This window comes from Cupriavidus sp. IK-TO18, assembly GCF_015549295.1.
GTDB classification, from domain to species: Bacteria; Pseudomonadota; Gammaproteobacteria; order Burkholderiales; family Burkholderiaceae; genus Cupriavidus; species Cupriavidus oxalaticus_A.
In genome coordinates this window covers 1-25,147 of record NZ_JADGMP010000044.1, presented here as the reverse complement: position 1 = coordinate 25,147, position 25,147 = coordinate 1, and the positions used below count along the sequence as shown (strand labels likewise).

General features: G+C 68.1%; 21 protein-coding genes. 11 read left to right on the top strand and 10 right to left on the bottom strand.

The genetic code is table 11. The annotated features are described in order from the left end of the window. Window positions 1–17: 17 nt before the first annotated feature. Window positions 18–770 (bottom strand): tetratricopeptide repeat protein, encoded by a 753-nt coding sequence (locus tag IPF36_RS30555; RefSeq protein WP_135705591.1) that lies wholly within the window; start codon window positions 768–770, stop codon window positions 18–20. A gap of 111 nt (window positions 771–881) precedes the next feature. Next, window positions 882–2,012, bottom strand: a complete 1,131-nt coding sequence (locus IPF36_RS30550) for a PLP-dependent cysteine synthase family protein (protein ID WP_133093021.1) — start codon at window positions 2,010–2,012, stop codon at window positions 882–884. Window positions 2,013–2,174: 162 nt separating this feature from the next. Between IPF36_RS30550 and IPF36_RS30545 the strand changes: the two genes are divergently transcribed. Then, window positions 2,175–2,495 carry an HPr family phosphocarrier protein gene (locus IPF36_RS30545; protein ID WP_240745888.1) on the top strand — a complete coding sequence of 107 codons (321 nt, stop codon included), beginning with the start codon at window positions 2,175–2,177 and terminating at the stop codon, window positions 2,493–2,495. Here IPF36_RS30545 and IPF36_RS30540 read toward each other — a convergent pair. The 4 genes from IPF36_RS30540 to IPF36_RS30525 all read right to left on the bottom strand — a co-directional run bounded on the left by IPF36_RS30540 (window position 2,486) and on the right by IPF36_RS30525 (window position 7,314). After that, entirely contained in the window at window positions 2,486–2,923 is a 438-nt protein-coding gene (locus IPF36_RS30540) for a universal stress protein (protein WP_133093023.1), read from the bottom strand. The genes IPF36_RS30545 and IPF36_RS30540 overlap by 10 nt on opposite strands. Before the next feature lie 249 nt (window positions 2,924–3,172). Beyond that, window positions 3,173–3,676, bottom strand: coding sequence for a DNA-deoxyinosine glycosylase (locus IPF36_RS30535; RefSeq protein WP_133093024.1), 504 nt, complete (start codon window positions 3,674–3,676; stop codon window positions 3,173–3,175). A 59-nt stretch (window positions 3,677–3,735) separates the two neighbouring features. Beyond that, complete coding sequence (htpG, locus tag IPF36_RS30530; protein ID WP_133093025.1) at window positions 3,736–5,637, bottom strand: molecular chaperone HtpG; 1,902 nt, start codon at window positions 5,635–5,637, stop codon at window positions 3,736–3,738. Window positions 5,638–5,775: 138 nt separating this feature from the next. After that, window positions 5,776–7,314: a PLP-dependent aminotransferase family protein gene (locus IPF36_RS30525; RefSeq protein WP_135705594.1), complete on the bottom strand. Its 1,539-nt coding sequence runs from the start codon at window positions 7,312–7,314 to the stop codon at window positions 5,776–5,778. A gap of 84 nt (window positions 7,315–7,398) precedes the next feature. Here IPF36_RS30525 and IPF36_RS30520 point away from each other — a divergent pair, with 84 nt between their 5' ends. The 7 genes from IPF36_RS30520 (at window position 7,399) to IPF36_RS30490 (ending at window position 12,924) form a co-directional block, all read left to right on the top strand. After that, window positions 7,399–8,076 carry a VOC family protein gene (locus IPF36_RS30520; protein ID WP_135705595.1) on the top strand — a complete coding sequence of 226 codons (678 nt, stop codon included), beginning with the start codon at window positions 7,399–7,401 and terminating at the stop codon, window positions 8,074–8,076. A gap of 39 nt (window positions 8,077–8,115) precedes the next feature. After that, on the top strand, window positions 8,116–8,829 hold the full coding sequence (locus tag IPF36_RS30515) for an alanyl-tRNA editing protein (protein ID WP_133093028.1): 714 nt from the start codon (window positions 8,116–8,118) through the stop codon (window positions 8,827–8,829). After that, on the top strand, window positions 8,826–9,473 hold the full coding sequence (locus IPF36_RS30510; protein ID WP_195431892.1) for a LysE family translocator: 648 nt from the start codon (window positions 8,826–8,828) through the stop codon (window positions 9,471–9,473). Before IPF36_RS30515 ends, IPF36_RS30510 begins: the two co-directional genes overlap by 4 nt. Window positions 9,474–9,578: 105 nt before the next feature. Then, a complete protein-coding gene (locus IPF36_RS30505) occupies window positions 9,579–10,502 on the top strand; it encodes a DMT family transporter (RefSeq protein WP_135705597.1) in 924 nt (307 codons plus the stop codon). A gap of 15 nt (window positions 10,503–10,517) precedes the next feature. Next, window positions 10,518–10,973: a RidA family protein gene (locus IPF36_RS30500; protein WP_133093031.1), complete on the top strand. Its 456-nt coding sequence runs from the start codon at window positions 10,518–10,520 to the stop codon at window positions 10,971–10,973. An 84-nt stretch (window positions 10,974–11,057) separates the two neighbouring features. Next, window positions 11,058–12,248 (top strand): PLP-dependent aminotransferase family protein, encoded by a 1,191-nt coding sequence (locus IPF36_RS30495; protein WP_133093032.1) that lies wholly within the window; start codon window positions 11,058–11,060, stop codon window positions 12,246–12,248. A gap of 31 nt (window positions 12,249–12,279) precedes the next feature. Continuing rightward, window positions 12,280–12,924, top strand: a complete 645-nt coding sequence (locus IPF36_RS30490) for a glutathione S-transferase family protein (protein ID WP_133093033.1) — start codon at window positions 12,280–12,282, stop codon at window positions 12,922–12,924. Between the two features lie 36 nt (window positions 12,925–12,960). On the opposite strand, the gene IPF36_RS30485 is transcribed toward IPF36_RS30490, so the two are convergent. Next, window positions 12,961–13,614, bottom strand: a complete 654-nt coding sequence (locus IPF36_RS30485) for a LysE family translocator (RefSeq protein WP_135705598.1) — start codon at window positions 13,612–13,614, stop codon at window positions 12,961–12,963. Between the two features lie 412 nt (window positions 13,615–14,026). On the opposite strand from IPF36_RS30485, the gene IPF36_RS30480 reads away from it, so the two are divergent. Beyond that, window positions 14,027–15,709 (top strand): L-lactate permease, encoded by a 1,683-nt coding sequence (locus IPF36_RS30480; RefSeq protein ID WP_135705599.1) that lies wholly within the window; start codon window positions 14,027–14,029, stop codon window positions 15,707–15,709. A gap of 181 nt (window positions 15,710–15,890) precedes the next feature. Then, window positions 15,891–17,720 carry an ABC transporter ATP-binding protein gene (locus tag IPF36_RS30475; RefSeq protein WP_195431891.1) on the top strand — a complete coding sequence of 610 codons (1,830 nt, stop codon included), beginning with the start codon at window positions 15,891–15,893 and terminating at the stop codon, window positions 17,718–17,720. 64 nt (window positions 17,721–17,784) lie between these two features. On the opposite strand, the gene parC is transcribed toward IPF36_RS30475, so the two are convergent. From parC to IPF36_RS30460, 3 genes are all read right to left on the bottom strand, one after another. Beyond that, a complete protein-coding gene (gene parC / locus IPF36_RS30470; RefSeq protein WP_135705601.1) occupies window positions 17,785–20,127 on the bottom strand; it encodes a DNA topoisomerase IV subunit A in 2,343 nt (780 codons plus the stop codon). A 69-nt stretch (window positions 20,128–20,196) separates the two neighbouring features. Further along, window positions 20,197–21,009, bottom strand: coding sequence for a lytic transglycosylase domain-containing protein (locus IPF36_RS30465; protein WP_133093038.1), 813 nt, complete (start codon window positions 21,007–21,009; stop codon window positions 20,197–20,199). Between the two features lie 66 nt (window positions 21,010–21,075). Continuing rightward, the gene (locus IPF36_RS30460; RefSeq protein ID WP_133093039.1) at window positions 21,076–23,067 is read right to left on the bottom strand and encodes a DNA topoisomerase IV subunit B; all 1,992 of its coding nucleotides are present in this window, start codon (window positions 23,065–23,067) and stop codon (window positions 21,076–21,078) included. Between the two features lie 344 nt (window positions 23,068–23,411). Here IPF36_RS30460 and IPF36_RS30455 point away from each other — a divergent pair, with 344 nt between their 5' ends. Next, a complete protein-coding gene (locus IPF36_RS30455; protein ID WP_195431890.1) occupies window positions 23,412–24,623 on the top strand; it encodes an MFS transporter in 1,212 nt (403 codons plus the stop codon). The last annotated feature ends 524 nt before the right edge of the window (window positions 24,624–25,147 follow it).

Below are 25,147 nucleotides of genomic sequence, written 5' to 3'. Positions count from 1 at the left end.
ACGGGCCGGCACGCGCCTTACTTGCCCAGCGCCGCCTGCGCGCGCTGCAGCCACTCGCGGTTGTGCTCGCGGGCATGGCGCGGCCAGTGGCGGGCGTCGTGGACGATTTCGGCGTAGAGTTCGCGCGCGCGTTCGCGGTCGGCGGCATCGGGCTGCGCCGCCAGCCAGTCGGCGAGCAGGCAGCGCGGCGCGGCGTCGCTGGCGCTGGTCAGTGCCTGCTCGAACGCGGCGCGCGTGCCGGGCGCGCCGGTGGCAGCCAGCGCGCGAGCATACAGCAAGGCGGGGTCGGGCTGCTGGCGCGCATGCGGGCTGGCGCCGAACAGTTTTTCCAGCGTCGCCAGCGCGGCGGCCGCGTCGCCGGTGGCGAACTGCGCCTGGGCCAGGCCCTGCAGCAGCGCCGGATCGGACGCGAACGGGCCGTTGGCCGCGGCCTGGTAGTGCTGCAGCGCCTCGGACGGCTCGCCGGCTTCGAGCAGCACGGCGCCCAGGCGCATGCGGTGCGCCACGGTCGGCGCCCGGTCAAAGTCGGTGCGGGCCTCGCGCACCGCGCGGTTGGGGTCCACCAGTTGCGAGATGGCGCGCGTGGCCGCGCGCGCGCCGCGCGACTGGCGCAGCTCGGGCAGGAAGATGGCAAAGAAGTAGACCAGGCTGCCCAGCCCCGGGAACAGGAACAGGATCAGCAGCCAGTACATGTTCTGGTGCGTGCGCACCGCATGCACGGCGAAGAACAGCGCAACGATGATATGGATGCTGATACCGAAGATACGCATGGATAAGTCAACCTATGGGATCGTATGAGGTCATCAGTGGGCAAAGGGTCGGCGCCGAAGCGCTGGCCGCCGGCATTTTGACAGAAAGACGGCGGCGCGATTCCCTTGCATTCAGCCCGGAATGCCGGCGCCGGCCGGCTGCAGCCCGGCCACCGCCTGCGGCGTAAGCACCGCCTCACCCTTCACCGCGCGCGCCACCAGCGCATCGGCGGCGTCGATGGCGATGCGCTGCTCGGCATACCAGTCTTCGTCGTAGTAGGTATTGCCATAGCGGTCGCCGCTGTCGCACAGCAGCGCGACGATGGCCCCCGCCTGCCCTGCCGCCCGCATCTGCTGCGCCAGGTACAGCACGCCGACGAAGTTGGTGCCGGTCGAGCCGCCGACGCGGCGGCCGAAGCGCCTGGCCAGGTAGCGCATGGCGGCGAACGACAGCGCATCGGGCACCTTCAGCATGGCGTCGATGCAGCTGGGGATAAACGAGCGCTCCACGCGCGGCCGGCCGATACCCTCGATTCGCGAGCCGGTCGGCAGCGACAGGTCCGGTTCAGGCTTGCCCGCCAGGGCGCTGCGGAAATAATCGAAGAACACCGAGTTCTCCGGATCGGCACACAGCACGCGCGTCTTGTGGCGGCGATAGGCGACGTAGCGGCCGAGCGTGGCGATGGTGCCGCCGGTGCCGCCGCTGGACACCAGCCAGGCCGGTACCGGGTGCTCCTCCTCCGCCATCTGCTTGAAGATGGATTCGGCGATATTGTTGTTGGCGCGCCAGTCGGTGGCACGCTCGGCGTAGGTGAACTGGTCCATGAAATGGCCGCCGGTTTCCTGCGCGATGCGGTGCGACGCGGCATAGATCTCCGACGGGCTGTCGACAAGGTGGCAGCGCCCGCCATAGAACTCGATCGCCTCGACCTTGGCGCGCGACGTGCCGGCCGGGATCACCGCCACGAACGGCAGCCCTAGCAGCCTGGCGAAATACGCCTCTGAAATCGCGGTCGAGCCGCTGGACGCTTCCACCACCGTGCTGCCCTCACGCAGCCAGCCATTGCACAGCGCATACAGGAACAGCGAGCGCGCCAGCCGGTGCTTCAGGCTGCCGGTCGGGTGGCTGGATTCGTCCTTGAAGTAGACACGGATGTCGGGGTAGCCCGGCAGGTCCAGCGGGATCAGGTGGGTATCGGCGGAGCGGTTGAAGTCGGCTTCGATCTTGCGGATCGCTTCGTGGGTCCAGGCGGAAAGTGGCATGGGTGGCTTGCGGGCGCGGCGGCCGGGGCATTGGATCAGGCCCTCAGGATGCCAGAAGCGTGCTGCCCAAATCCAGTTTCCCGGATCCGGCGCGACGATCGGCAGGCACTGCAATGCGCTCTTCGCGCCACAGCCCCGGCCGCCGTGTGGATGTGACTGTCTGTGGCAGAAGCAACGATCGACGGGCTCGCCGGCCTGATCTTCCAGGGCCGCAGTTCCGCACACCTGAGCCTGGCCGCCAGCCGCTTTGCCAGCAGCATCATGCTGGCGACCGCCTCGGGCTCGGCCAACGCGCGCGACGTCATGGCCGTGATGCGGCTGCGCGTGCCGCCCGGCACGCCGCTGCGCATCCGGGCTGACGGGCCGGATATCGGCCGACCTGCGCCGCCGCGTCTGGCGCACGGGTCCGCTGCCGCGCCTGGCGGCGCGGATGCGGCGGCGCTAGCCCACGGCGCGGGCCGGCGGCCGCGCGCCTACCGGTAGACCAGCACCGGGATCTTGCTGTGGGTCAGCACCTTGAGGGTCTCGCTGCCGATCACCAACCCTTTGACCCCGCGCCGCCCGTGGGACGCCATCACGATCAGGTCGCATTCCTTGTCCTCGGCCGCCTTGATGATGGCCTCGTACGGATGGTCATTGACCGCGTAGGTCGTGTCACAGGCCACGCCCGCTGCACCGGCCTCGTCGGCCAGGCCGCGCAAGTAGCGGGTTGCGTCTTCCCAGGCCTGCTTGACGTAGGTCTCGCGGGTGTCCTCCAGCATTTCGACCTGGTAGGTCAACACATGGTAGTTCGGACAGACGCGCACCACGGTGGCACGGGCGCCCATCTCCCGCGCCAGCACAAGTGCCTTGCGGAATGCGGATTCGGACAGGTCGGAGCCATCGACCGCCAGCAGGAGATGCTTGAACATGATTGCCTCCTCGCCTGCGCATTGCGCTCACTTCCGATGCGACATCGCCTTGCGTCCGAAAGTGGGAGCCGCAAGGCGCACAACAAGGAGCGACCGATACCCTCGGTTTCGAATCATCTGTCACCCTGATCCAGTATAGGTGCGCGATGGCACACGGCAATCCGGCGGGCGTCACATTGCCTCGCCCGCATTCGAAACGCCGGCGCAGCCATGTTCCCGGGCACGCCGGCCGCGCCCAGGGCCGCGGCGCTACGCCATCAGCGCGCGCCACAGCGCCAGCTTCTGCTCGAAATTGCGCGCCGCGTGCGCCGGGCTGGACGAAGGCAGCACCACCGTCTGATACCCCTGCGCGGCAAACTGCGGCGCGAACCGTCCCGATGTGCCACCGTTGAAGCCGATGCGCTCGAGCGCCGGCGCCAGCTGGCGCAGCCGCGTGAAATCGTTGGCCTGCGGGTAGCGGATATTGCTGTCCAGGCTGCCTTCGCGCATGCACGCCCCAAGCACGTCCCAGACGCCGATGCGATGCGCCAGCAGCCGCACCAGCCGTTCGGCATACGGCAGCGCCGGCATCGGTTCGCCGGTCAGCGCGGCCATCAGCGGCCAGAACTGGTTGCGGGGATGGGCGTAATACTGGCGCGCGGCCAACGAGGCGGCGCCGGGGAAGCTGCCCAGCACCAGCACGCGGGTGTTGCGGTCGATGACAGGCGGCAGGCCCTGGTGCAGGTCGGCCTGGGGCGGGATGGGGTCTGGCATGGCAGAAACGCAGCGGCCCCGACTACCTGCTTCGGGGCCGCTGCGTCGGTCGCCGGCCGTCAGGCCAGCAGCTTGTTGACGCGCTGCACGTAGGCGGCCGGGTCTTCCAGCATGCCGCCTTCTGCCAGCAGCGCCTGGTCGAACAGCACCTGCAGGCGGTCGCTGAAGGCATCGCCCTCCGGAAGATCTCGCAGCTTCTTGACCAGCGCATGCTCCGGGTTCAGCTCCAGGATCGGCTGGGCATCCGGCGCCTTCTGGCCGGCCTGCTTGAGCAGGCGCTGCAGGTAGCCGCTCATGTCGCCCTCGTCCGACACCAGGCACGATGCCGACTCGGTCAGGCGCAGCGTCACGCGCACGTCCTTGGCCTTGCCGGCCAGCACGGTCTTGGCGCGCTCGACCACGTCCTTCCAGTCGGCCTCGGCCTTCTCCTGCTCGGCCTTCTCGGCTTCATCGGCCAGCTTGCCCAGGTCGAGGTCGCCGCGCGCCACCGACACCAGTTCCTTGCCGTCGAATTCGCGCAGGAACGACAGCATCCATTCATCGACGCGGTCCGTCAGCAGCAGGACTTCAATGCCCTTCTTGCGGAACACTTCCAGGTGCGGGCTGTTCTTGCCGGCGGACCAGGTATCGGCCGTGACGTAGTAGATCTTGTCCTGGCCTTCCTTCATGCGGCCGACATAGGCGGCCAGCGACACGTTCTGCTCGGCGGTGTCGTTGTGGGTCGAGGCAAAGCGCAGCAGTTTCGCCACGCGCTCCTGGTTGGCCTGGTCCTCGCCGGTGCCTTCCTTCAGCGCCTGGCCGAACTGTTGCCAGAAGGTGTCGTACTTGGCGCGTTCGGCTTGGTCCTCGCTGTCGGCCAGCGCTTCGAGCATCGACAGCACGCGCTTGGTGCAGCCTTCGCGGATCGCCTTGACGTCGCGGCTTTCCTGCAGCAGTTCGCGCGATACGTTCAGCGGCAGGTCTGCGGAATCGACCACGCCCTTGACCCAGCGCAGGTAGCCCGGCAGCAGCTGCTCGGCGTCGTCCATGATGAAGACGCGCTTGACGTACAGCTTCAGGCCGGCCTTGTGGTTGCGGTCCCACAGGTCGAACGGCGCGCGCGCCGGGATGTACAGCAGCTGGGTGTATTCGCTGCGGCCTTCGACGCGGTTATGGGTCCAGGCCAGCGGCGTTTCGTTGTCGTGCGCGATGTGCTGGTAGAACGCGGTGTACTGCTCGTCGGTGATGTCGGACTTGTTGCGGGTCCACAGCGCGCTGGCCTGGTTGACGCTTTCCCACTCGTCGGTGCGCTTGTAGCTGCTGGCCTCGGCGTCCCACACTTCCTTGGGCATGCGGATCGGCAGCGAGATATGGTCCGAGTATTTCTGGATGATGCTCTTCAGGCGCCAGGCCGACAGGAAATCGTCCTCGCCCTCGCGCAGGTGCAGCGTGATGGTGGTGCCGCGCTCGGCGCGCGCGATCGCGTCGACGCTGAACTCGCCGTCGCCGGTGCTTTCCCAGCGCACGGCTTCCTCGGCACCCACGCCGGCGCGGCGGGTTTCCACCGTGACCTTGTCGGCGACGATAAAGGCCGAATAGAAGCCCACGCCGAACTGGCCGATCAGCGCGGCGTCCTTCTGCTGGTCGCCGGACAGCTGCTGGAAGAATTCCCTGGTGCCCGAACGGGCGATGGTGCCGAGGTTGCGGATGGCCTCGTCGCGGCTCATGCCGATGCCGTTGTCGGTGATCTTCAGCGTGCGCGCCTGGGCATCGGCCTCGATGCGGATGGCCAGGTCGGCGTCGTTTTCCAGCAGGGACGGATTCGCGATCGCCTCGAAGCGCAGCTTGTCAGTGGCGTCCGAAGCATTCGAGACCAGCTCGCGCAGGAAGATTTCCTTGTTGCTGTACAGCGAGTGGATCATCAGGTGCAGCAGTTGCTTCACTTCCGCCTGGAAGCTCATCGTCTCGTGCGGTGCGGTCATGGTTCTCCTTTTGAATCTCGAAAACAGGCGAATCTGGGATGGTCGGGTGGCCGTCGGGGGCCAGTGACGCCAGAAATAGGGCCGCCCGGGCCATTTTTCAAGGCCCGGGGAATGTAACGCGTGCAGGGCAACGAGGGCTCAGAGCCGTTCCAGCTGGCGCCCGAGAAAGCGCAGCATGTCCGGGTCGCCGCTGCTGGCGACATTGAAGCGCATCCACCCCGACGGCATCTGCGACGGCGAGAACAGGCTGCCGGGGGCGAACAGGTAGCCCTCTTCATGCCCCGCGGTGGCGATCGCGTTGGTATCGCGCCCGGTATCGGCCCACAGGTACATGCCGGCATGCTGGCCCGGGAACAGGCGCAGGCCCAGCCGCTCCAGCTCGCGCCGGGTTTCGTCGCGGGCGCGGTCCAGCCGGGTGCGCACACGCTCGACATGCTTGCGGTAGTGCCCCTCGGTCAGCACCTTGTACAGCACCCTCTCGTTGATCTCGGGCGAAGCCAGGCCCGCCAGCAGCTTGCTGTCGGTCAGTGCCGATGCCATCTCCGGGTGCGCGGCGATAAAGCCCACGCGCAGGTTGGCCGCCAGCGTCTTGGAAAAGCTGCCCAGGTAGATCACCCGGCGCAGCTGGTCCAGGCTGGCCAGCCGCGTGGCGGCGTGGCCGGGCGGGCACAGGTCGCAGTAGATATCGTCCTCGACGATCAGGAAGTCGTACTGCTCGGCCAGCTTCAGCAGCTGGAAGGCCTTGGCGGCGGACAGCGAGGTGCCGGTCGGGTTGTGCAGCACCGAGTTGATCACGAACAGCTTGGGCCGCCGCGCCTGCACGATGCGCTCCAGCGCCTCCAGGTCCGGCCCCTCGGCGGTGTACGGCACGCCGATCACCTGCGCGCCCTGCGCGGCAAAGCGCGCGAACATCACGAACCACGCCGGGTCGCCGACCAGCACAGCGTCGCCGGGCTGCAGGTAGAGCCGGGCGATCAGGTCGAGCGCCTGGGTGATGCCGGAGGTCAGCACGATCTGCTCGGCGCCGGCGCGGATCTCCAGTTCCTCCAGCCGGGTGCGCAGCTGCTGGCGCAGCGGCAGGAAGCCTTGCGGCGTGCCGCTGGCCAGGAAATGGTTGCCCGGCTGGCGTCCCAGGCCGCGCAGCGCGCTGGCGATCAGCTCGCCATCGAGCCATTCGTTGGGCAGGAAGCCCAGCCCCGGCGCCTTGTGCGCCTCGGCGGTATGGAACATGCTGCGCAGCAGCCAGGTGACGTCGATATTGCGCGCCTCGGCCGCGTTGGACGACACCGGCGCCGCGGGCGCGGCCGGCGCACGCTCGCGCACGTAGAAGCCCGAGCCGCGGCGCGATTCCAGGTAGCCCAGCGCCACCAGCCGCTCATAAGCCTCCACCACAGTAAAGCGCGAGATGCCCTTTTCCTGCGCCAGCTGGCGGATCGACGGCATGCGCATGCCGGCGCGGAACACGCGTTCGTCTATGCGCATGCGGGCCCATTCGGTCAGTTGCTCGACCAGCGTCATCTGGGCCGACGGGATCGGGTCGGGCAGGCGCTCGGTGGGCGGCAGCACCAGGCGCAGCGGGCGTCCGCCGGCCTGGGCGGAGGTGCCGCGCGCGCCGCTTCCGCTATGCTGCTGGGGATTCGCGGCGGTGGTATCCGCGTCCCTGGTGTTCGCATCCATGTGCTGCTCCTGCAACTGTACTGAAGACGATACGCAGAACTGTACCGGTACTGTACCGACTACCTTGTCTACCATCAAGCCAAGATGAAGCTCGCCCTCGACCACCTCGTCATCGCCGCGCCCGACCTGGACGCCGGCACCGCCCATGTCGCCGACCTGCTGGGGATTGCTCCCCAGGGTGGCGGTGCGCATGCCGCCATGGGCACGCACAACCGCGTGCTCGGCATGTTCGGCGGCATCTACCTGGAAGTGATCGCGATCGACCCGGCCGCCGCCGCGCCAGCGCGGCCGCGCTGGTTCGGCCTCGACACCGAGGCGGTACGGCAACGGCTGGAGAACGGTCCGTTCCTGTTGCACTGGGCCGCCCGCGTCGAGCGCCCCGCCGACCTGACGCTGTGGCAGTCGCAATACCCGGCCCGGATCGCGCCGGTGATCCCGATGACGCGCGGCGACCTGCGCTGGCGCATCACGGTGCCCGAAGACGGCGCCCTGCCCGGCTGGCAAGGCGAGGCCGATGCCGCCGGCGACGGCTTGCTCCCCAGCCTGATCCAGTGGGACGTGGCCGCCTACCCTGGCATCAGCCTGCCGCGGCAGGACCTGGCGCTGCGCAAGCTGTCCGGGCGCCATCCGCGCGCCGAACTGCTGCGGCAGGGCCTGGCCTGGCTGGGCGCGGACCACCTGATCGCGATCGAACAGGGCGAGGGCCAGCCGGAACTGTCGGCCGAGATCGAAACCCCGCAGGGCATCCGCACGCTGCGCTAGCCAGACCAGACAAGCAACAAGAATCCAAAGGAGACACCGATGTCCGCGACCCGCAAGCGTTTCGACGACGATCCCTATCTCGTTCACTGCACCGCCACCGTGCTGGCGGCCAGCGCAGAAGGCATCGAACTGGACGAGACCGTCTGCTACGCGCGCAGCGGCGGCCAGGCCGGCGACACCGCCACGCTGGCGCTGCCCGACGGCCGCACCGTGACCATCGTCGACACGATCTATGCCGAAGACCGCAGCCGCATCCTGCATATGCCTGCGCCGGACGCCGCGCTGCCGCGCGTGGGCGAGCGCGTCACGGTCACCATCGACTGGGCGCGCCGCCACCGGCTGATGCGCCTGCATACCTGCCTGCATTTGCTGGGCTCGCTGATCCCGGTGCCGGTGACCGGCTGCGGCATCTCGCCGGACTCGGCGCGGATCGACTTCGACCTGCCGGAGTCGACGCTGGACAAGGCCGGCCTGACCGAGCGCCTGAACGCGCTGATCCGCGCGGAAACGCCGGTGCGGATCACGCTGATCACGCCGCAGGAGCTGGCCGCGCAGCCGGAACTGGTGCGCACCATCGGCGCGGCGCCGCCGGCGGGGACCTCGAGCATCCGCATCGTCGAGATCCCCGGCGTCGACCGCCAGCCCTGCGGCGGCACGCATGTGGGCAATACCAGCGAGATCGGCACCGTGGCGGTAACCAAAATCGAGAAGAAGAGCCGCACCAACCGCCGCGTCGTGGTGGCGTTCGCATGACGGCCGTGACCTCCGGCCTGCTCACCGGCCTGACCGCGGCGCAGTTCCTGGCCCTGCTGACGCTGCTGGCGGTCGGCCTGTTCACGCCCGGCCCCAACACCGCCATTGCCGCGGTGACCGGCGCCAACTTCGGCCTGCGCGCGACGCTGCCGCACTGCGTCGGCGTAGCGTTCGGCTTTGCCAGCATCCTGGCGCTGTGCGCGGTCGGCGTGGGCGCGCTGGTCCTCGGCCAGCCGGCGCTGGCATCGGCGGTGCATCTAACCGGCGTGGCCTACCTGCTGTGGCTGGCGTGGAAGATCGCGCGCGGCACGACACTGGCCGAAAGGCAGGTGCTGCGGCCGCTGAACGTGTGGCAATCGGCGGTGCTGCAGTACGCCAACATCAAGGCGTGGATGCTGGCGCTGGCGGTGGCGGCGTCCTATATGGCCGGCGCCACCGCGCCGCTGCAGCGCCTGCTGCTGGTGTGCGGCGTATTCGCACTGCTGGGCTTCGTCAGCAACGGCGTGTACGGCGCGCTGGGTGCGGCGCTGCGGCAATGGCTGCGCGAGGGCGAGCGCGTGCGCTGGTTTAACCGTGCCATGGGCGCGGCTCTGGCGCTGACCGCGCTGTGGATCGCTGTCAGCGCCCGGCCCGGCGTGCATTGAACCGAACGACAAGAACACAAGACGCCAACCATGTCCGCTCCCTCGCAAACTCCCTCGCAAACTCCCTCGCCTGCTTCCATACCGGCCGCGCCCCATTCAGGCGGCATGCTGCTCGGCTTCATCGGCGTGGCCATCTTCAGCCAGACCCTGCCGTTCACGCGCATGGCAGTGGCCGAGCTGGACCCGATCTTCGTCGCGCTGGCGCGCGCCGTCCTGGCCGCGCTGCTGGCGCTGGCGCTGCTGGCCATGCGCGGCGCGCTGGCCGCGGCACGCCGCCCGCGCGGCGGCCAGTGGCAACGGCTGGCGGTGACTGCGCTGGGCGTGGTGGCCGGCTTCCCGGTGTTCTCGTCGCTGGCGATGCGCGAGGTGCCGGCCAGCCACGGCGCCATCGTGGTCGGCCTGCTGCCGCTGGTCACGGCCGTGTTCGCGGCCTGGTTCGGGCGCGAGCGGCCGTCGCCGGCGTTCTGGCTGTCGGCCGTGGCCGGCAGCGCGCTGGTGGTCGGCTTTGCCGCCTGGCAAGGCGCCGGCGGCCTGCAGCACGCCGACTGGTACCTGTTTGCCGCGGTGGTGCTGGGCGCACTGGGCTATGCCGAGGGGGGCAAGCTGTCGCGCGAGCTGGGCGGGCTGGAGACGATCAGCTGGGCGCTGGTGGCGTCGCTGCCGGTGCTGGTGCCGGTGGTGGCCTGGCTGGCGCTGCGCGACCTGCCGGCGATCGCCGCGGCGTCGCCGCGTGCCTGGGCCGGCATGGCCTATGTCTCGGTGTTCTCGATGTTTGTCGGCTTCCTTTTCTGGTACGCCGGCCTCGCAAAAGGCGGCGTGGCCCGCGTCGGGCAGATACAATTGCTGCAGCCGTTCCTGACGCTGGCGGGCGGCGCGCTGATCCTGGCCGAGCCGCTTGACGCCCCCACCATCGCCTTCGCGGTGGCGGTGATCGCTGTCGTGGCCCTCGGCCGCAACGCCGCCGTGCGCCAGAGCGCACCTGCCGCCGCCCCGGAAACGTCCCCTGTCCTTCCAGGACGCATTCACTGACCAGGAGTCCAACGCATGTCCGTCTACGACACCCTTGCCCGCCTCGGCGTCGAACTGCCGACCGCCAACGCCCCTGCCGCCGCCTACGTGATGGCCGCGCAGACCGGCAATACCGTATTCCTGTCGGGCCATATCGCCCGCAAGGACGGCAAGGTATGGACCGGCAAGCTGGGCCAGGACATCGACACCGAATCGGGCAAGGCCGCCGCGCGCGCCATCGCCATCGACCTGCTGGCCACGCTGCACGCGCACGTGGGCGACCTGAACCGCGTCACCCGCATCGTCAAGGTGATGAGCCTGGTCAACTCCACCACCGAGTTCACCGAGCAGCACCTGGTCACCAACGGCGCTTCCGAGTTCCTGGCCGAAGTCTTTGGCGACAAGGGCAAGCACGCGCGCAGCGCCTTCGGCGTGGCGCAGGTCCCGCTGGGCGCCTGCGTCGAGATCGAGATGATCGTCGAGGTGCAGTAATTTCCGCCGGCCGGCGGCCCGGGCGACCGCCACCGGCCGGCCTTGCCACACAGAAACACCCTCCCAGACCACAAGAGACACATCATGAAATGGGCCATCTCCCGCCGGGCGCAGCAACTGACCAGCTCGGCCATCCGCGAAATCCTCAAGGTCACCGAGCGTCCGGAAGTCATTTCCTTCGCCGGCGGCCTGCCCTCGCCGGCATCGTTCCCGGTAGCGGCCATGGAGGCAGCGACGGCCCGCGTATTCGCCGACAACCCGCAGGCGGCGCTGCAATACGCCGCCACCGAAGGCTACCTGCCGCTGCGTGAATTCATCGCCAAGCGCCACGGCGTGGGCGTCGAGCGCGTGCTGATCGTGACCGGCTCGCAGCAGGCGCTGGACCTGATCGCCAAGGTGATGATCGACCCGGGCAGCAAGGTGATGGTGGAAACCCCCAGCTACCTCGGCGCGCTGCAGGCGTTCTCGCTGTTCGAACCCGAGTTCGTCTCGATCCCGACCGACGACAAGGGCCTGGTGCCCGAGGCGCTGACGCCCGAGCTGACCGCCGGCGCGCGCTTCCTGTACGCCCTGCCCAACTTCCAGAACCCAACCGGCCGCCGCCTGCCGCTGGAGCGCCGCCAGGCACTGGTGGCGCGCGCGCAGGAACTGGGCGTGCTGGTGGTGGAAGACGATCCGTACGGCGCGCTCAGCTATACCGGCGACCAGCTGCCGACGCTGCTGTCGATGAATCCGGACGGCGTGATCTACATGGGCTCGTTCTCGAAGATCCTGGCTCCCGGCATGCGCCTGGGCTACGTGATCGCCCCGCCCGAGCTGCATTTCAAGCTGTGCCAGGCCAAGCAGGCATCGGACCTGCATACGCCGACCTTCACGCAGCGCGTGGCCTATGAGACCGTGCGCGACGGCCTGCTCGACCGCCATATCCCGACCATCCGCGAGCTCTACAGCAAGCAGTGCCAGACCATGCTGGACGCGCTCAAGCGCCATATGCCGGAAGGCGTGACCTGGAACACGCCCGAAGGCGGCATGTTTATCTGGATGGAGCTGCCCGAAGGGCTGGACAGCATGGCTATCCTGGAAGAAGCGGTGAAGCGCAACGTGGCCTATGTGCCGGGCGCGCCGTTCTACGCCAGCAACCCGAAGCGCAATGCGCTGCGCCTGGCGTTCGTCACGGTGCCGCCCGAGCGCATCGAGCAGGGCGTGGCGATCCTGGGCGAGCTGTTCCGCGAGTCCATCGCCGCCGCTGCCGCCAGGCAAGCGCGCGCGGCCTGACGCCGCACGGGCGCGCAATCCAGGAGCCGACATGCTGCGTATCTGGGGCCGACTCTCCTCCATCAACGTGCAGAAAGTGGTCTGGTGCGCGCGCGAGCTGCACCTGGACCATGAGCGCGTCGATATCGGCGTCAACAAGGGCGACCTCGACACCGAGGCCTACGTCCGCCTGAACCCGAACCGCCAGATCCCGGTGATCGAGGATTTCCGCGGCACGGACGTGGGCGGCGAGCCCTTCGTGCTGTGGGAATCGAACGCGATCGTGCGCTACCTGTGCGCGCGCTACGGCGAGGGCACGCTGTGGCCCGAAGACGTCAAGGCGCGCGCCTCGGCCGACCGCTGGATGGACTGGCAGACCACGGCCTTCAGCCCGGCCATGGTGACGGCGTTCCTGAACCTGGTGCGCACGCCCGACGGCGAGCGCGACGAAGCCGCTATCCAGGCCTCGTGCGCCCGCACCGAGCGGCTGGCGGCGCTGCTGGACAAGGCGCTGGCGGGCCGGGAGTTCATCGGCGGCGACCGCTTCACCATGGCGGATATCTCGCTGGCTTGCGCCGCGCACCGCTGGATGGGCCTGCCGATCCAGCACCAGCCGCGGCCCGACCTGCAGCGTTGGCTGGCGGCAATGCGTGCCCGCCCTGCCGCCGGCGGCATCCTGGAACTGCCGCTGCGCTGAGCGGCGGCAGTTTTTCCTTCCTCTGCTTCTAGCTGCCTATTTCGCGGCACGCGAGCCCGAAGTCGCCGTAAAGATCCCCAGCCCGATAAACGCCGCCCCCGTCAGGTAGCGGCCGAATGCGCGTGCCCGCCCGGCGCGGCGCAGCGCCGGCATCACCGCGGCCGCGGCCATGACGTAGCAGGCGTCGGTGGTGGCGGCGATCAGCACGAAGGCCACGCCCAGCGCGAGGCTCTGCGCCAGCGCCGAGCCGGCCGGGTTCATGAACTGCGGCAGGAAGGCGGCGAAGAAGATCGCGGTCTTGGGGTTGAGCAGCGCCACCACGAAGCCGTCGCGCATCACCTGGCGCAGGCTGCGCTGCGCCACCTCCGGCGTACCGCCGCCCGCCGCCGCAGCGCCGCCACGCAGCGCGCGGATGCCGAGCCAGATCAGGTAGGCCGCACCTGCGTACTTGACCACCGAGAACGCCAGCGCCGACACCGAGAACAGCACCGCCAGCCCCAGCGAGGCGCCGATGGCGTTACCCAGGTTGCCCAGCGCCACCGCGCCGATCGACGCCAGCCCGGCCTGCCGGCCCTGCGCCAGCGTGCGCGTCACGATATAGACCACGGCCGGGCCGGGGGTGATGGCCAGCGCCAGGCTGGCCAGCACGAAGGCGGTCAGCAGCGGCCACGCGGGCAGGAATTCAGTCATGGGGCAGCTCGTTCGATGTTGGCATGCGGGCAGCGCCCGCGTCATGGCGAACGCCAGTATGCGCCGCTACACCGCGCTCGCGCCAGTCCCCCGCCATGGCTGCCAGGCCAGTCATCCGGGCCACGCGCAGGCAGGCATACTTTTGCAACAGGCGCCGTTTAGAGTACTCTGGCCGGTGTGCCGGGTGCGTCCCACGTGCGCTGCCATGCCCTTCGGGGAATCCCTAGTCCCTGAATGTGGCTCATGCCATGCATGACGCAATGTACGGAAGCGAACACGGAACCCGTTCCTACAATCGCTGGTTCTTTCCCGCGCGCGGCGGATGCCGCGCGCCGGTGCAAAGCGCAAGCGGGTCGCCCCAGGGCACGCAGATCGCCCGGGCTCCCGAGCCAACCTGAGGAGGATTTCGATCGTGTGGAGTCAAGTCTATGACCCGCTGGGCAATATGGCGCTGTCGACCATTGCCGCGGGCATTCCCGTCGCCGTGCTGCTGGCAGCGCTGGCGTTCTTTCATATGCAGGCACACCTGGCCGCGGGGCTGGCGCTGCTGATCGGCATCGTGGTCGCATCCACGGTGTTCGGCATGCCGGCGGCGATGGCCGGCAAGGCGGCGGGGCTCGGCATCGTCTCCGGGCTGTTCCCGATCGGCTGGATCGTGCTGAACATCATCTTCCTGCACCGGCTCACCACCCTGAACGGATCGTTCAAGGTGCTGCAGAACTCGATCTCCGGCATTACCGAGGACCGCCGCCTGCAACTGCTGCTGGTGGCGTTCAGCTTCGGCGCCTTCTTCGAGGGTGCGGCCGGCTTCGGCACGCCGGTGGCCGTGACCGGCGCCATCCTGATCGGCCTGGGCTTCTCGCCGCTGGCCGCCTCGGGGCTGGCGCTGATCGCCAATACCGCGCCGGTGGCCTACGGCGCGCTGGGCGCGCCGATCATCGGCCTGGCTTCGGTGACGGGGCTGGACCTGCTCGACCTGTCGGCCATGATCGGCCGCCAGCTGCCGTTTTTCTCGGTGATCGTGCCGTTCTGGCTGATCTGGGCCTTTGCCGGCTTCCGCGGCATGCTGGCGATCTGGCCGGCGATCCTGGTCGCGGGCGTGAGCTTTGCCATCCCGCAGTTCCTGGTGTCGAACTTCCACGGCCCGTGGCTGGTGGACGTGATCGCGGCGCTGGTGTCGATGGGCGCGCTGACGCTGTTCCTGAAGGTCTGGCATCCGAAGGAAATCTGGACTTCGACCAAGATCCTGGGCCGCCACGACGAATCCAAGGTTGACCATCCCGAAGCGCTGGAAGCCGATGCCGCCGCCAGCGCCGCCTCGGCCGGCATCTCGGTGGCCAAGGCCTGGATGCCGTGGGTGATCCTGACGGTGTTCGTGTTCGTCTGGGGCATCCCCGAGTTCAAGAAGCTGATGGATAGCGTGTGGGCCTGGAAATTCCCGATCCCGGGTCTCGACAAGGCCATCGTCAAGGTGCCGCCGGTGGTGCCCAAGGAAGTCATCGAAGGCGCCGTGTTCAACTTCAACGTGCTGTCGATGGCCGGCACCGGCATCTTTGTCTCGGCGATCGCCGGCGGCCTGCTGATGGGCTACTCGGTGCCGCGCCTGTTCAAGGAGTACTGGGAAACCATCAAGCTGGTGCGCTACTCGCTGCTGACCATCTGCGCGATGTTCGGCGTCGGCTACCTGACCCGCTACTCGGGCCTTGATGCCACGCTGGGCCTGGCCTTCGCCCACACCGGCGTGCTCTACCCGCTGTTCGGCACCATGCTGGGCTGGCTGGGCGTGGCGCTGACCGGCTCGGACACGGCCTCGAACGTGCTGTTCGGCGGCCTGCAGAAGACCACCGCCGAGCAGCTGGGCCTGTCGCCGGTGCTGATGGCGTCGGCCAACAGCTCGGGCGGCGTGATGGGCAAGATGATCGACGCGCAGTCCATCGTGGTGGCCTCCACGGCGACCAAGTGGTACGGCCACGAAGGCGACATCCTGCGCTACGTGTTCTTCCACTCGATCGTACTGGCGATCCTGGTGGGCCTGTTCGTGACGCTGCAGGCCTACGTGCCGCCGTTCACGCATATGGTGATCCACCACCCCTGAGTGCCCTGCCGCCGCGGCAATTTCGGCAAGGCGTTTCGGACAAGGCCCCGCCCCTGGTGGGGCTTTTCCATTGGGCAACGCGCGTATCATGTTGCGTCTGATCCGCCGCAAGCGCCCCCCGGATCCTGCAAGGACAACACGGACGACTGGGCGCGCCGTGGCACACAACGGGAACCCTGCCATGTTGCGTCGCCTGGAAAGACTGATCGACCCCTTCCGTCCCATGCCCGACCGCGAGCCGCCAGGCCAGGTCCTGCGCTTCTACACCTGGTACCTGCGCGAAGTCTGGGGCGTGTTCGTGCTGCTGTTGCTGGTGGGCCTGGTCGGCGCGCTGATCGAGGTGGCGCTGTTCAGCTTCCTCGGCCGGCTGGTCGACATGGCGCAGACCACGCCCGGCGCGGAATTCTTCAGCCGGCATCGCAACGAGCTGGTGTGGATGCTGGTGGTGGCGGTGCTGCTGCGGCCCATCTTCTTCGGCCTGCACGACGTGCTGGTGCACCAGGTCATCAACCCCAGCCTGTCCAACCTGATCCGCTGGCAGAACCACCGCTACGTGCTCAAGCAGAGCCTGTCGTTCTTCCAGAGCGACTTTGCCGGGCGCATCGCCCAGCGCATCATGCAGACCGGCTTCTCGCTGCGCGACTCCGCCGTGCAGGCGGTCGACGCGCTGTGGCACGTGGTGATCTACGCCGTCAGTTCGCTGGTGCTGTTCGCGCAGGCGGACTGGCGGCTGATGATCCCGCTGCTGCTGTGGATCGCCTGCTACGTGGCCGCGCTGCTGTACTTCGTGCCGCGCGTGAAGGAGCGCTCGGTGATCGCCACCGAATCGCGCTCGCGGCTGATGGGGCGCATCGTCGACGGCTATACCAACATCACCACGCTCAAGCTGTTCGCCCATACCCGGCAGGAAGAGGACTACGCGCGCGACGCCATGGCCGAGCAGACCGAAAAGACCCGGCTGGCCGGACGCATGGTCAGCGGCATGGACGTCACCATCACCGCCATGAACGGCGCGCTGATCGCCGGCACCACCGGGCTGGCGGTGTGGCTGTGGAGCACCGGGCATGTCACCACTGGCGCGATCGCGCTGACCACGGGCCTGGTGATCCGCATCAACAATATGTCCGGCTGGATCATGTGGGTGGTCAACGGCATCTTCGAGAACGTCGGGCAGGTGCAGGACGGCATGAAGACCATCGCCGTGCCGCGCAAGGTCAATGACCGCGCCAATGCGCAGCCGCTGCGCGTGACGCAGGGCGAAGTCCGCTTCGAGCAGGTGGGATTCCACTACGGCAAGGGCTCGGGCGTGATCGAGGGCGTCAACCTGACGGTGCGGCCGGGCGAGAAGATCGGCCTGGTCGGCCCGTCCGGCGCGGGCAAGTCGACGCTGGTCAACCTGCTGCTGCGGCTCTATGACGTGGAAAGCGGCCGCATCCTGATCGACGGGCAGGACATCGCCGATGTCACGCAGGAAAGCCTGCGCGCGCAGATCGGCATGGTGACGCAGGACACCTCGCTGCTGCACCGCTCGATCCGCGAGAACCTGCTGTACGGCAAACCCTCCAGCACCGAGGCCGACCTGGCCAATGCGCTGCACGGCGCGCGCGCGGACGAGTTCATTCCCGGCCTGGTCGATGCCCACGGCAATACCGGACTGGAGGCGCAGGTGGGCGAACGCGGCGTGAAGCTGTCAGGCGGACAGCGCCAGCGCATCGCGATCGCGCGGGTGCTGCTGAAGAACGCGCCGATCCTGATCCTCGATGAAGCGACCTCGGCGCTGGATTCGGAAGTGGAAGCGGCGATCCAGGACAGCCTGGAAACGCTGATGCAAGGCAAGACGGTAATTGCCATCGCGCACCGGCTGTCGACGATCGCGCGCATGGACCGGCTGGTGGTGCTGGACAACGGGCATATCGTGGAGAGCGGCACGCATGCGGAATTGCTCGCGCATGGGGGGCTGTATGCGCGGTTGTGGGCGCATCAGACGGGGGGATTTGTGGGGGTGGATTGATCCTGCTGTTTGCTCCCCTCTCCCATGAATGGGAGAGGGGAGCAAACACTGGCTCCGGCGAAACTCAGTTGCCGTTGCCCGGCGCCTCCACCCGCACCGGATCGATCCTCGGCTCCTTCAGCTTCGCCTCGATCTGCTTGCCCTTGCGCGCGCGCTTGCCGACATACGGCAGCAGCGATTGCCCGGCCAGCTTCTGCGACGACGGCTTGCCGCCCCGGCCCGCGCCCGACAGCATCAGCCCCGGCGCGCCCACGGCCACCGCCTGCAGCAGCTTCTCCCTGGGCTCCAGCTCCATCAGGATCACGCCGCGGCCGCCGGCCGACAGCACCTTGACCTCATCCAGCGCCACCAGCAGCAGGCGGCCATTGCCGGACAGGCAGGCCGCATGCGTGGCCTCGTCGCCGATCGGCGCCGGCGGCAGCGGGGCATCGCCGTCGTCCAGCGTCAGGAACGACTTGCCGCCCTTCTGCCGGCCGGTCATGTCGGCCACCGTGGTCAGGAAGCCGTTGCCGCCGGCGGTGGCGATCAGCATGCGCTGGCTGGCGCTGCCGGCAAAGGTGTGTGCCACCTGGCTGCCGGACTGCAACTCGATCAGCGTGGTGATGGGCACCCCGTCGCCGCGCCCGCCCGGCAGGCTGGAGACCGGCACGGAATAGACCCGGCCATTGGTGCCGAACACCAGCAGCACGTCGACGGTGCGGCAGTCAAAGGTGTTGTAGAGCGCATCGCCCGCCTTGAAGGTGAACTGCTGCGGATCGTGGCCATGGCCCTGGCGCGTGCGCACCCAGCCCTTCTGCGACATGATCACCGTCACCGGCTCGTCGATCACGCGCACTTCGGCCGCGGCGCGGCGTTCTTCCTGGATCAGCGTGCGGCGCGGATCCTTGTCTTCCGGGCTGTACTGCCTGGCGTCGGTCTCGATCTCCTTGATGATGCGGCGGCGCATCATGGTCTCGGACTTGAGCAGCACGTCCAGGTCGGCCTGCTCTTCGCGCAGGTCCTTCAGTTCCTTCTCGATCTTGATCGCTTCCAGCCGCGCCAGCTGGCGCAGGCGGATTTCCAGGATGTCCTCGGCCTGGCGGTCGGTCAGCTCGAAGGCTTCGATCAGCGCGGGCTTGGGCTCGTCGCTCTCGCGGATGATGCGGATCACCTCGTCGATATTGAGCAGCACCAGCATCCGGCCTTCGAGAATGTGGATGCGGTCCTCGACCTTGCCCAGGCGATGGCGCGTGCGGCGCGTGACCGTGTCGAAGCGGAACGCGATCCACTCGCCCAGGATCTCGCGCAGGCCCTTCTGGCGCGGGCGGCCATCGGTGCCGATCATCACCAGGTTGATCGGCGCGCCCGACTCCAGGCTGGTATGCGCCAGCAGCGCCTGGATGAACTCTTGCTGGTCGATGTTCTTGCTCTTGGGCTCGAACACCAGCCGCACCGGCGCGTCCTTGCCGGATTCGTCGCGAACCGCGTCCAGCACCGCCAGCACGGTGGCCTTGAGCTGCTGCTGGTCCGGCGTCAGCGCCTTCTTGCCGGCCTTGATCTTGGGATTGGTGATTTCCTCGATTTCTTCCAGCACCTTCTGCGCGGAAGTATTCGGCGGCAGTTCGTTCACCACCATCTGCCACTGGCCTCGCGCCATTTCCTCGATGGTCCAGCGCGCGCGCACCTTCAGGCTGCCGCGGCCGTTCTCGTAGATCTGGGCAATGTCCGCCGCCGGCGAAATGATCTGGCCGCCGCCGGGATAGTCCGGGCCCGGCATCAGCGCCAGCAGCTCGGCCAGCGAGATATTCGGGTTGCGGATCATCGCCACGGTGGCCGCGGCGACCTCGCGCAGGTTGTGCGGCGGGATCTCGGTGGCCATGCCCACCGCGATGCCGGAGGCGCCGTTGAGCAGCACGAACGGCAGCCGCGCCGGCAGCAGCTTCGGCTCCTGCATCGAGCCGTCGTAGTTGGGGACGAAGTCGACCGTGCCCTGGTCGATCTCGTCGAGCAGCAGCCGCGAGATCGGCGTCAGGCGCGCTTCGGTGTACCGCATCGCCGCGGCGCCGTCGCCGTCGCGCGAGCCGAAGTTGCCCTGGCCGTCGATCAGCGGGTAGCGCAGCGAGAAGTCCTGCGCCAGGCGCACCAGCGCGTCATAGGCGGACTGGTCGCCGTGCGGGTGGAACTTGCCCAGCACGTCGCCGACCACGCGCGCGGACTTGACCGGCTTGGCATCGGCGCGCAGGCCCATCTCGTGCATCGCGAACAGGATGCGGCGCTGCACCGGCTTCTGGCCGTCGGCCACTTCCGGCAGCGCGCGGCCCTTGACCACGCTGACGGCGTAGTCAAGGTAGGCGCGCTCGGCGTAGCGGGCCAGCGTCAGCGAATCGGCCGGCTCTTCAGGTTGAAACGTGATGTCTTGTTGTTCCATGGATAGGCAAGAATTCGGCGCGCCATATTGCAGCAGCGCGCCGGGTTGCTTGTGGTTCGGTCATGCCGGTCAGGGCATATTGCGCCGCCCGCCGATCACCATCTTTACGCGCGGCCCGTCGGCAATGGCACTGGCGCGCATGGGCCCCGCGCCCTGGGCGGGCTGGTAGAACCGGTAGAACTGCAGGACCGTGCTGACATACTGCCGCGTCTCGGGGTACGGCGGAATCCGGTTGTTGTAACGCTGCACCGCACCTTCGCCCGCGTTATACGCCGCCAGCACCAGTTCCAGGTTGTTCGGGAACAGCTGCATCAGCCAGCGCAGGTAGCGCACGCCAGCCGTGATGTTGGTGCGCGGGTCGGCCAGCTTCTGTTCGACCGTGCGGCGCTGGTCGGCGCTGACGCCGAAGCGCGCGCCGGTGTCGGGAATCACCTGCATCAGCCCGATCGCACCCTTTGGCGAGACCGCACCCGGGTTGAAACCCGACTCGACCGCCATCACCGCCTTGACCAGCGCGGGATCGACGTCCTGCCTGCTGGCGATCTGGTGGATCAGCGGCTCGACGGTCTTGATATTGGGATGGTTGACGACGTACCGGTAGAGCTTGTGCTGTTCGAGGTCGATATCGTCAGCGCCGTCCGCGCCGGCTGGCGCCCTGCCGCGCTGGATCGCTGCCAGCCGCGCGCTGTCGAGCTTGCCGCCGTCCTTCATGAACAGCTTGTAGCGCGAGTCGAGCTTCTGGTCGGCAAAGTGCGCGATGCCGTCGGCATCGATATAGCCCCACAGCTCGGCATGGGCCGCCGGCGCGCAGGCGAGCCCGGCCAGCGCCAGCACGGCGGCTGCCGTCCTGCGCCATGGATTGCCGGGGGGTCTCGTCGTCATCGTGCGTTCCTGCTGGTCTGCGGACTGGGGGATTATCCCCCCAATCGCGGGCCGGCGCTCCAGTGGTCAGATATCGGCCTCGACCTCGTTGCCCTTCTCTTCCAGCCAGCTGCGGCGCTGCGCGGCCTCGCCCTTGCCCATGAGCATGTTCATCATCTCCACGGTCTGCGGCAGGTCGTATTCGCCCAGCGTCACGGGCAGCAAGCGGCGCGTGTCGGGGTTCATGGTGGTTTCCCACAGCTGCTCGGCGCTCATTTCGCCCAGGCCCTTGAAGCGCGAGATCTGCCAGCTGCCATCCTTGACGCCGTCCTTGACCAGCTTGTCCTGGATGGCCACCAGCTCGCCTTCATCCAGCGCGTACAGCTTCTGCGCCGGCTTCTTGCCGCGCGCGGGAGCATCGACGCGGAACAGCGGCGGGCGCGCCACATAGACGTTGCCGGCCTCGATGAGCTTGGGGAAGTGGCGGAAGAACAGCGTCAGCAGCAGCACCTGGATATGCGCGCCGTCCACGTCCGCGTCCGACAGGATGCTGATCTTGCCGTAGCGCAGGTTGGACAGGTCGGGCTCGTCGTTGGCGCCGTGCGGATCCACGCCGATCGCCACCGCGATGTCGTGCACCTCGTTGTTGGCGAACAGCCGGTCGCGCTCGGTCTCCCAGGTGTTGAGCACCTTGCCGCGCAGCGGCAGGATGGCCTGGAATTCCTTGTCGCGGCCCATCTTGGCCGAGCCGCCGGCGGAATCGCCCTCGACCAGGAACAGCTCGTTGCGGGTCACGTCGGTGGATTCGCAGTCGGTCAGCTTGCCGGGCAGCACGGCCACGCCGGAGCCCTTCTTCTTCTCGACCTTCTGCGCCGCGCGCGTGCGCGCCTGCGCCTGGCGGATCACCAGCTCGGCCAGCTTCTTGCCGTACTCGACATGGTGGTTCAGCCACAGCTCCAGCGCCGGGCGGCTGAAGGTGGAGACCAGCCGCACCGCGTCGCGGCTGTTCAGGCGTTCCTTGATCTGGCCCTGGAACTGCGGGTCGAGCACCTTGGCCGAGAGCACGAACGAGGCGCGCGCGAACACGTCTTCGCTCATCAGCTTGACGCCCTTGGGCTGCAGCGCGTGCATCTCGATAAAGCTCTTGACCGCCTGGAACAGGCCTTCGCGCAGGCCGGACTCGTGCGTGCCGCCGGCCGGCGTGGGGATCAGGTTGACGTAGGACTCGCGCACCGGCGCGCCGTCCTCGGTCCAGGCCACCACCCATGAGGCGCCTTCGCCGTCGGCAAAGCCTTCCTCGCCGGGGTTGGCGTCGGGATCGGCGAAATGCTCGCCCTCGAACATCGGTATCACCAGCTCCGAGCCGCTGCCTTGCGCCAGCGCTTCGACCAGGTAGCCCTTCAGGCCCTGGTCGTACTGCCAGGTCTGGGTTTCGCCGCTCTTCTCGAGCACCAGCGTCACCTTGACGCCCGGCAGCAGCACGGCCTTGCTGCGCAGCAGCCGCTGCAACTCGGCCTGCGGGATCGCGGCCGAATCGAAATACCTGGCGTCCGGCCACACCTGCACGCGCGTGCCGTTCTTCTTCTCGCCGCGCTCGAGCTTGCGCGAGGCCAGCGGCGAGGTCACGTCGCCGCCGGAGAACGTCAGCGTCGAGTTCATGCCGTCGCGCCAGACGGTCACGTCCAGCTGCGTCGACAGCGCGTTGGTCACCGACACGCCCACGCCGTGCAGGCCGCCCGAGAAGGCATAGGCGCCGCCCTTGCCCTTGTCGAACTTGCCGCCGGCGTGCAGCCGGGTAAAGACGATCTCGACCACCGGCACGCCTTCTTCCGGGTGGATGCCCACCGGGATGCCGCGGCCGTCGTCCTCCACGCTGACGCTGCCGTCGCGGTGCAGGGTCACCAGGATCTCGGAGCCGTGGCCGCCCAGGGCCTCGTCCGAGGCGTTGTCGATCACCTCCTGCACGATATGCAGGGGGTTGTCGGTCCGGGTGTACATGCCGGGGCGCTGCTTGACCGGCTCCAGGCCCTTCAGGACCCGGATGGAAGATTCGCTGTACTGACTGGTTTTGCTCGCCATGGAGTCGCTACGAAAGTGGATGTCCCGGCTGCCGCGGGCGTACAACTGTGCACGCGCCGGGGCACCGGGCACTGCATTGTAATGGATGCGCGGGGCGGTATTCCCGCTGAAAAACGCTTGCGGCTGCCGCCGGGGCCCGCGCCGCATTTGCCGCGGCGCCGCCACTTTCTGCCGCGCCGCCGGCATCAAGCGGGTGGCGTACGCGTTTTCCGCGTCCGGGGTAAACTCGCCACCACCCCGCCCACGGCAAGCCAGATTGCCGTCCCGGCACGGTTCACAACAAGCACAGACAATCCATGCCGGCGCCGCGCCACCGCGCGGCCAGCCGCACACCGAGCCAAGACATGCAAAACCGACAACTTTCCCTGACCACCGTGCTGGTGTGCGGGGGCCTGCTCGTCACGCTATCGATGGGCATCCGCCACGGCTTCGGCCTGTTCAACCTGCCGATCACGCAGGCGCACGGCTGGAACCGCGAGACCTTCGCCTTCGCGCTGGCACTGCAGAACCTGATGTGGGGCGCCAGCCAGCCCTTCGCCGGCGCGCTGGCCGACAAGTTCGGCGCGCTGCGCATCATGCTGGTCGGCGTGGCGCTGTATGTGGCGGGCCTGGTGGTGATGGCGCTGGCGACCAGCGGCACGGCCTTTGCCACCGGCGCCGGGGTGATGATCGGTATCGCCCAGTCCGGCACCACCTACAGCATCGTCTACGGCGTGATCGGCCGCGTGGCCAGCCCCGAGAAGCGCGTGTGGGCGATGGGCATCGCCGCCGCGGCGGGATCGTTCGGGCAGTTCCTGATGATCCCGGTGGAGCAGGGGCTGATTTCCGGCCTGGGCTGGCAGAACGCGCTCTATGTGATGGCGCTGATGGCCTGCGTGATGCTCCCGCTGGCGCTGACCCTGCGCGAACCGAGCGAGATGGCGCACGGCGCCGGCCAGCACCAGACCATCGGCCAGGCGATCCGCGAGGCCTTCGGCAACCGCAACTACCAGCTGCTGACGCTGGGCTACTTCGTGTGTGGCTTCCAGGTGGTGTTTATCGGCGTGCACCTTGCGCCGTACCTGAAGGACCAGGGCCTGACCGACCCGAAGGTGGCCGTCGTGGCGCTGGCGCTGATCGGTCTGTTCAATGTGTTCGGCACCTATACCGCCGGCGCCATGGGCCAGCGGCTGCCCAAGCGCTACCTGCTCGCGTTTATCTACCTGGCGCGCGCCGTGGTGATCGCCGGCTACCTGCTGTTGCCGCTGACGGTGGCGAGCACCTGGGTATTCGCGGCGCTGATGGGGTTCCTGTGGCTGTCGACGGTGCCGCTGACCAACGGCATCATCGCGCAGGTGTTCGGGGTGAAGTACCTGTCGATGCTGTCGGGGGTGGTGTTTTTCTCGCACCAGATCGGCAGCTTCCTTGGGGCGTGGCTGGGGGGCTATCTCTATGACCGTACCGGTGGGTACAACACGGTGTGGCTGATTTCGATCGGGCTGGGAGTGCTGGCGGCGCTGGTTAACCTGCCGATTCGCGAGCAGGCGCTGGTGCGTGGTCAGCCGGTGGCGGCGTGATGGTTGCGGGCCGCGCGCGCATGGCGAAGGCAGCCGGGCTGGCGGTGCTGGGCGGGGTGCTGGCGCTTGGCTTCGTGGGGTATCTGCGGCCTTCGTTTGTGGTTGATCTGACGAATATGGTGCTGGCTTGGTGCGGGTGAGGTTGGGCAGGCCCGTGGAATCGCCGCTTTCGCTGTTTGTGACAAGCTGTCGGCCGTTGAAGCGTTGCTGTCGCTGCTTATGACATGCTGTCGGCCGTTGAACCGCCTGGTTCCGCCCTGCTGGGCGGGTCACTTTTTGTCCGAGCGACAAAAAGTAACCAAAAAACGCGTCGCCTGAGCGGCTGGCTATCAATTTGGCGGCGTGGGTGGGTCGGGCGGTGGTGATTTCCGTTCGATGTGGCTGGTGGCTCAAACCTGCTACGCCAGGTGAGTTTGGGATAGTGGCTGCGTCGACCCACTATTGGACGATCCCCATGCCGGGCGCAGGCCGCCTGCTGCCGGCGTCAACGCGGGGACGCCTACGGCTGCGCTGCGCGCGCTCAG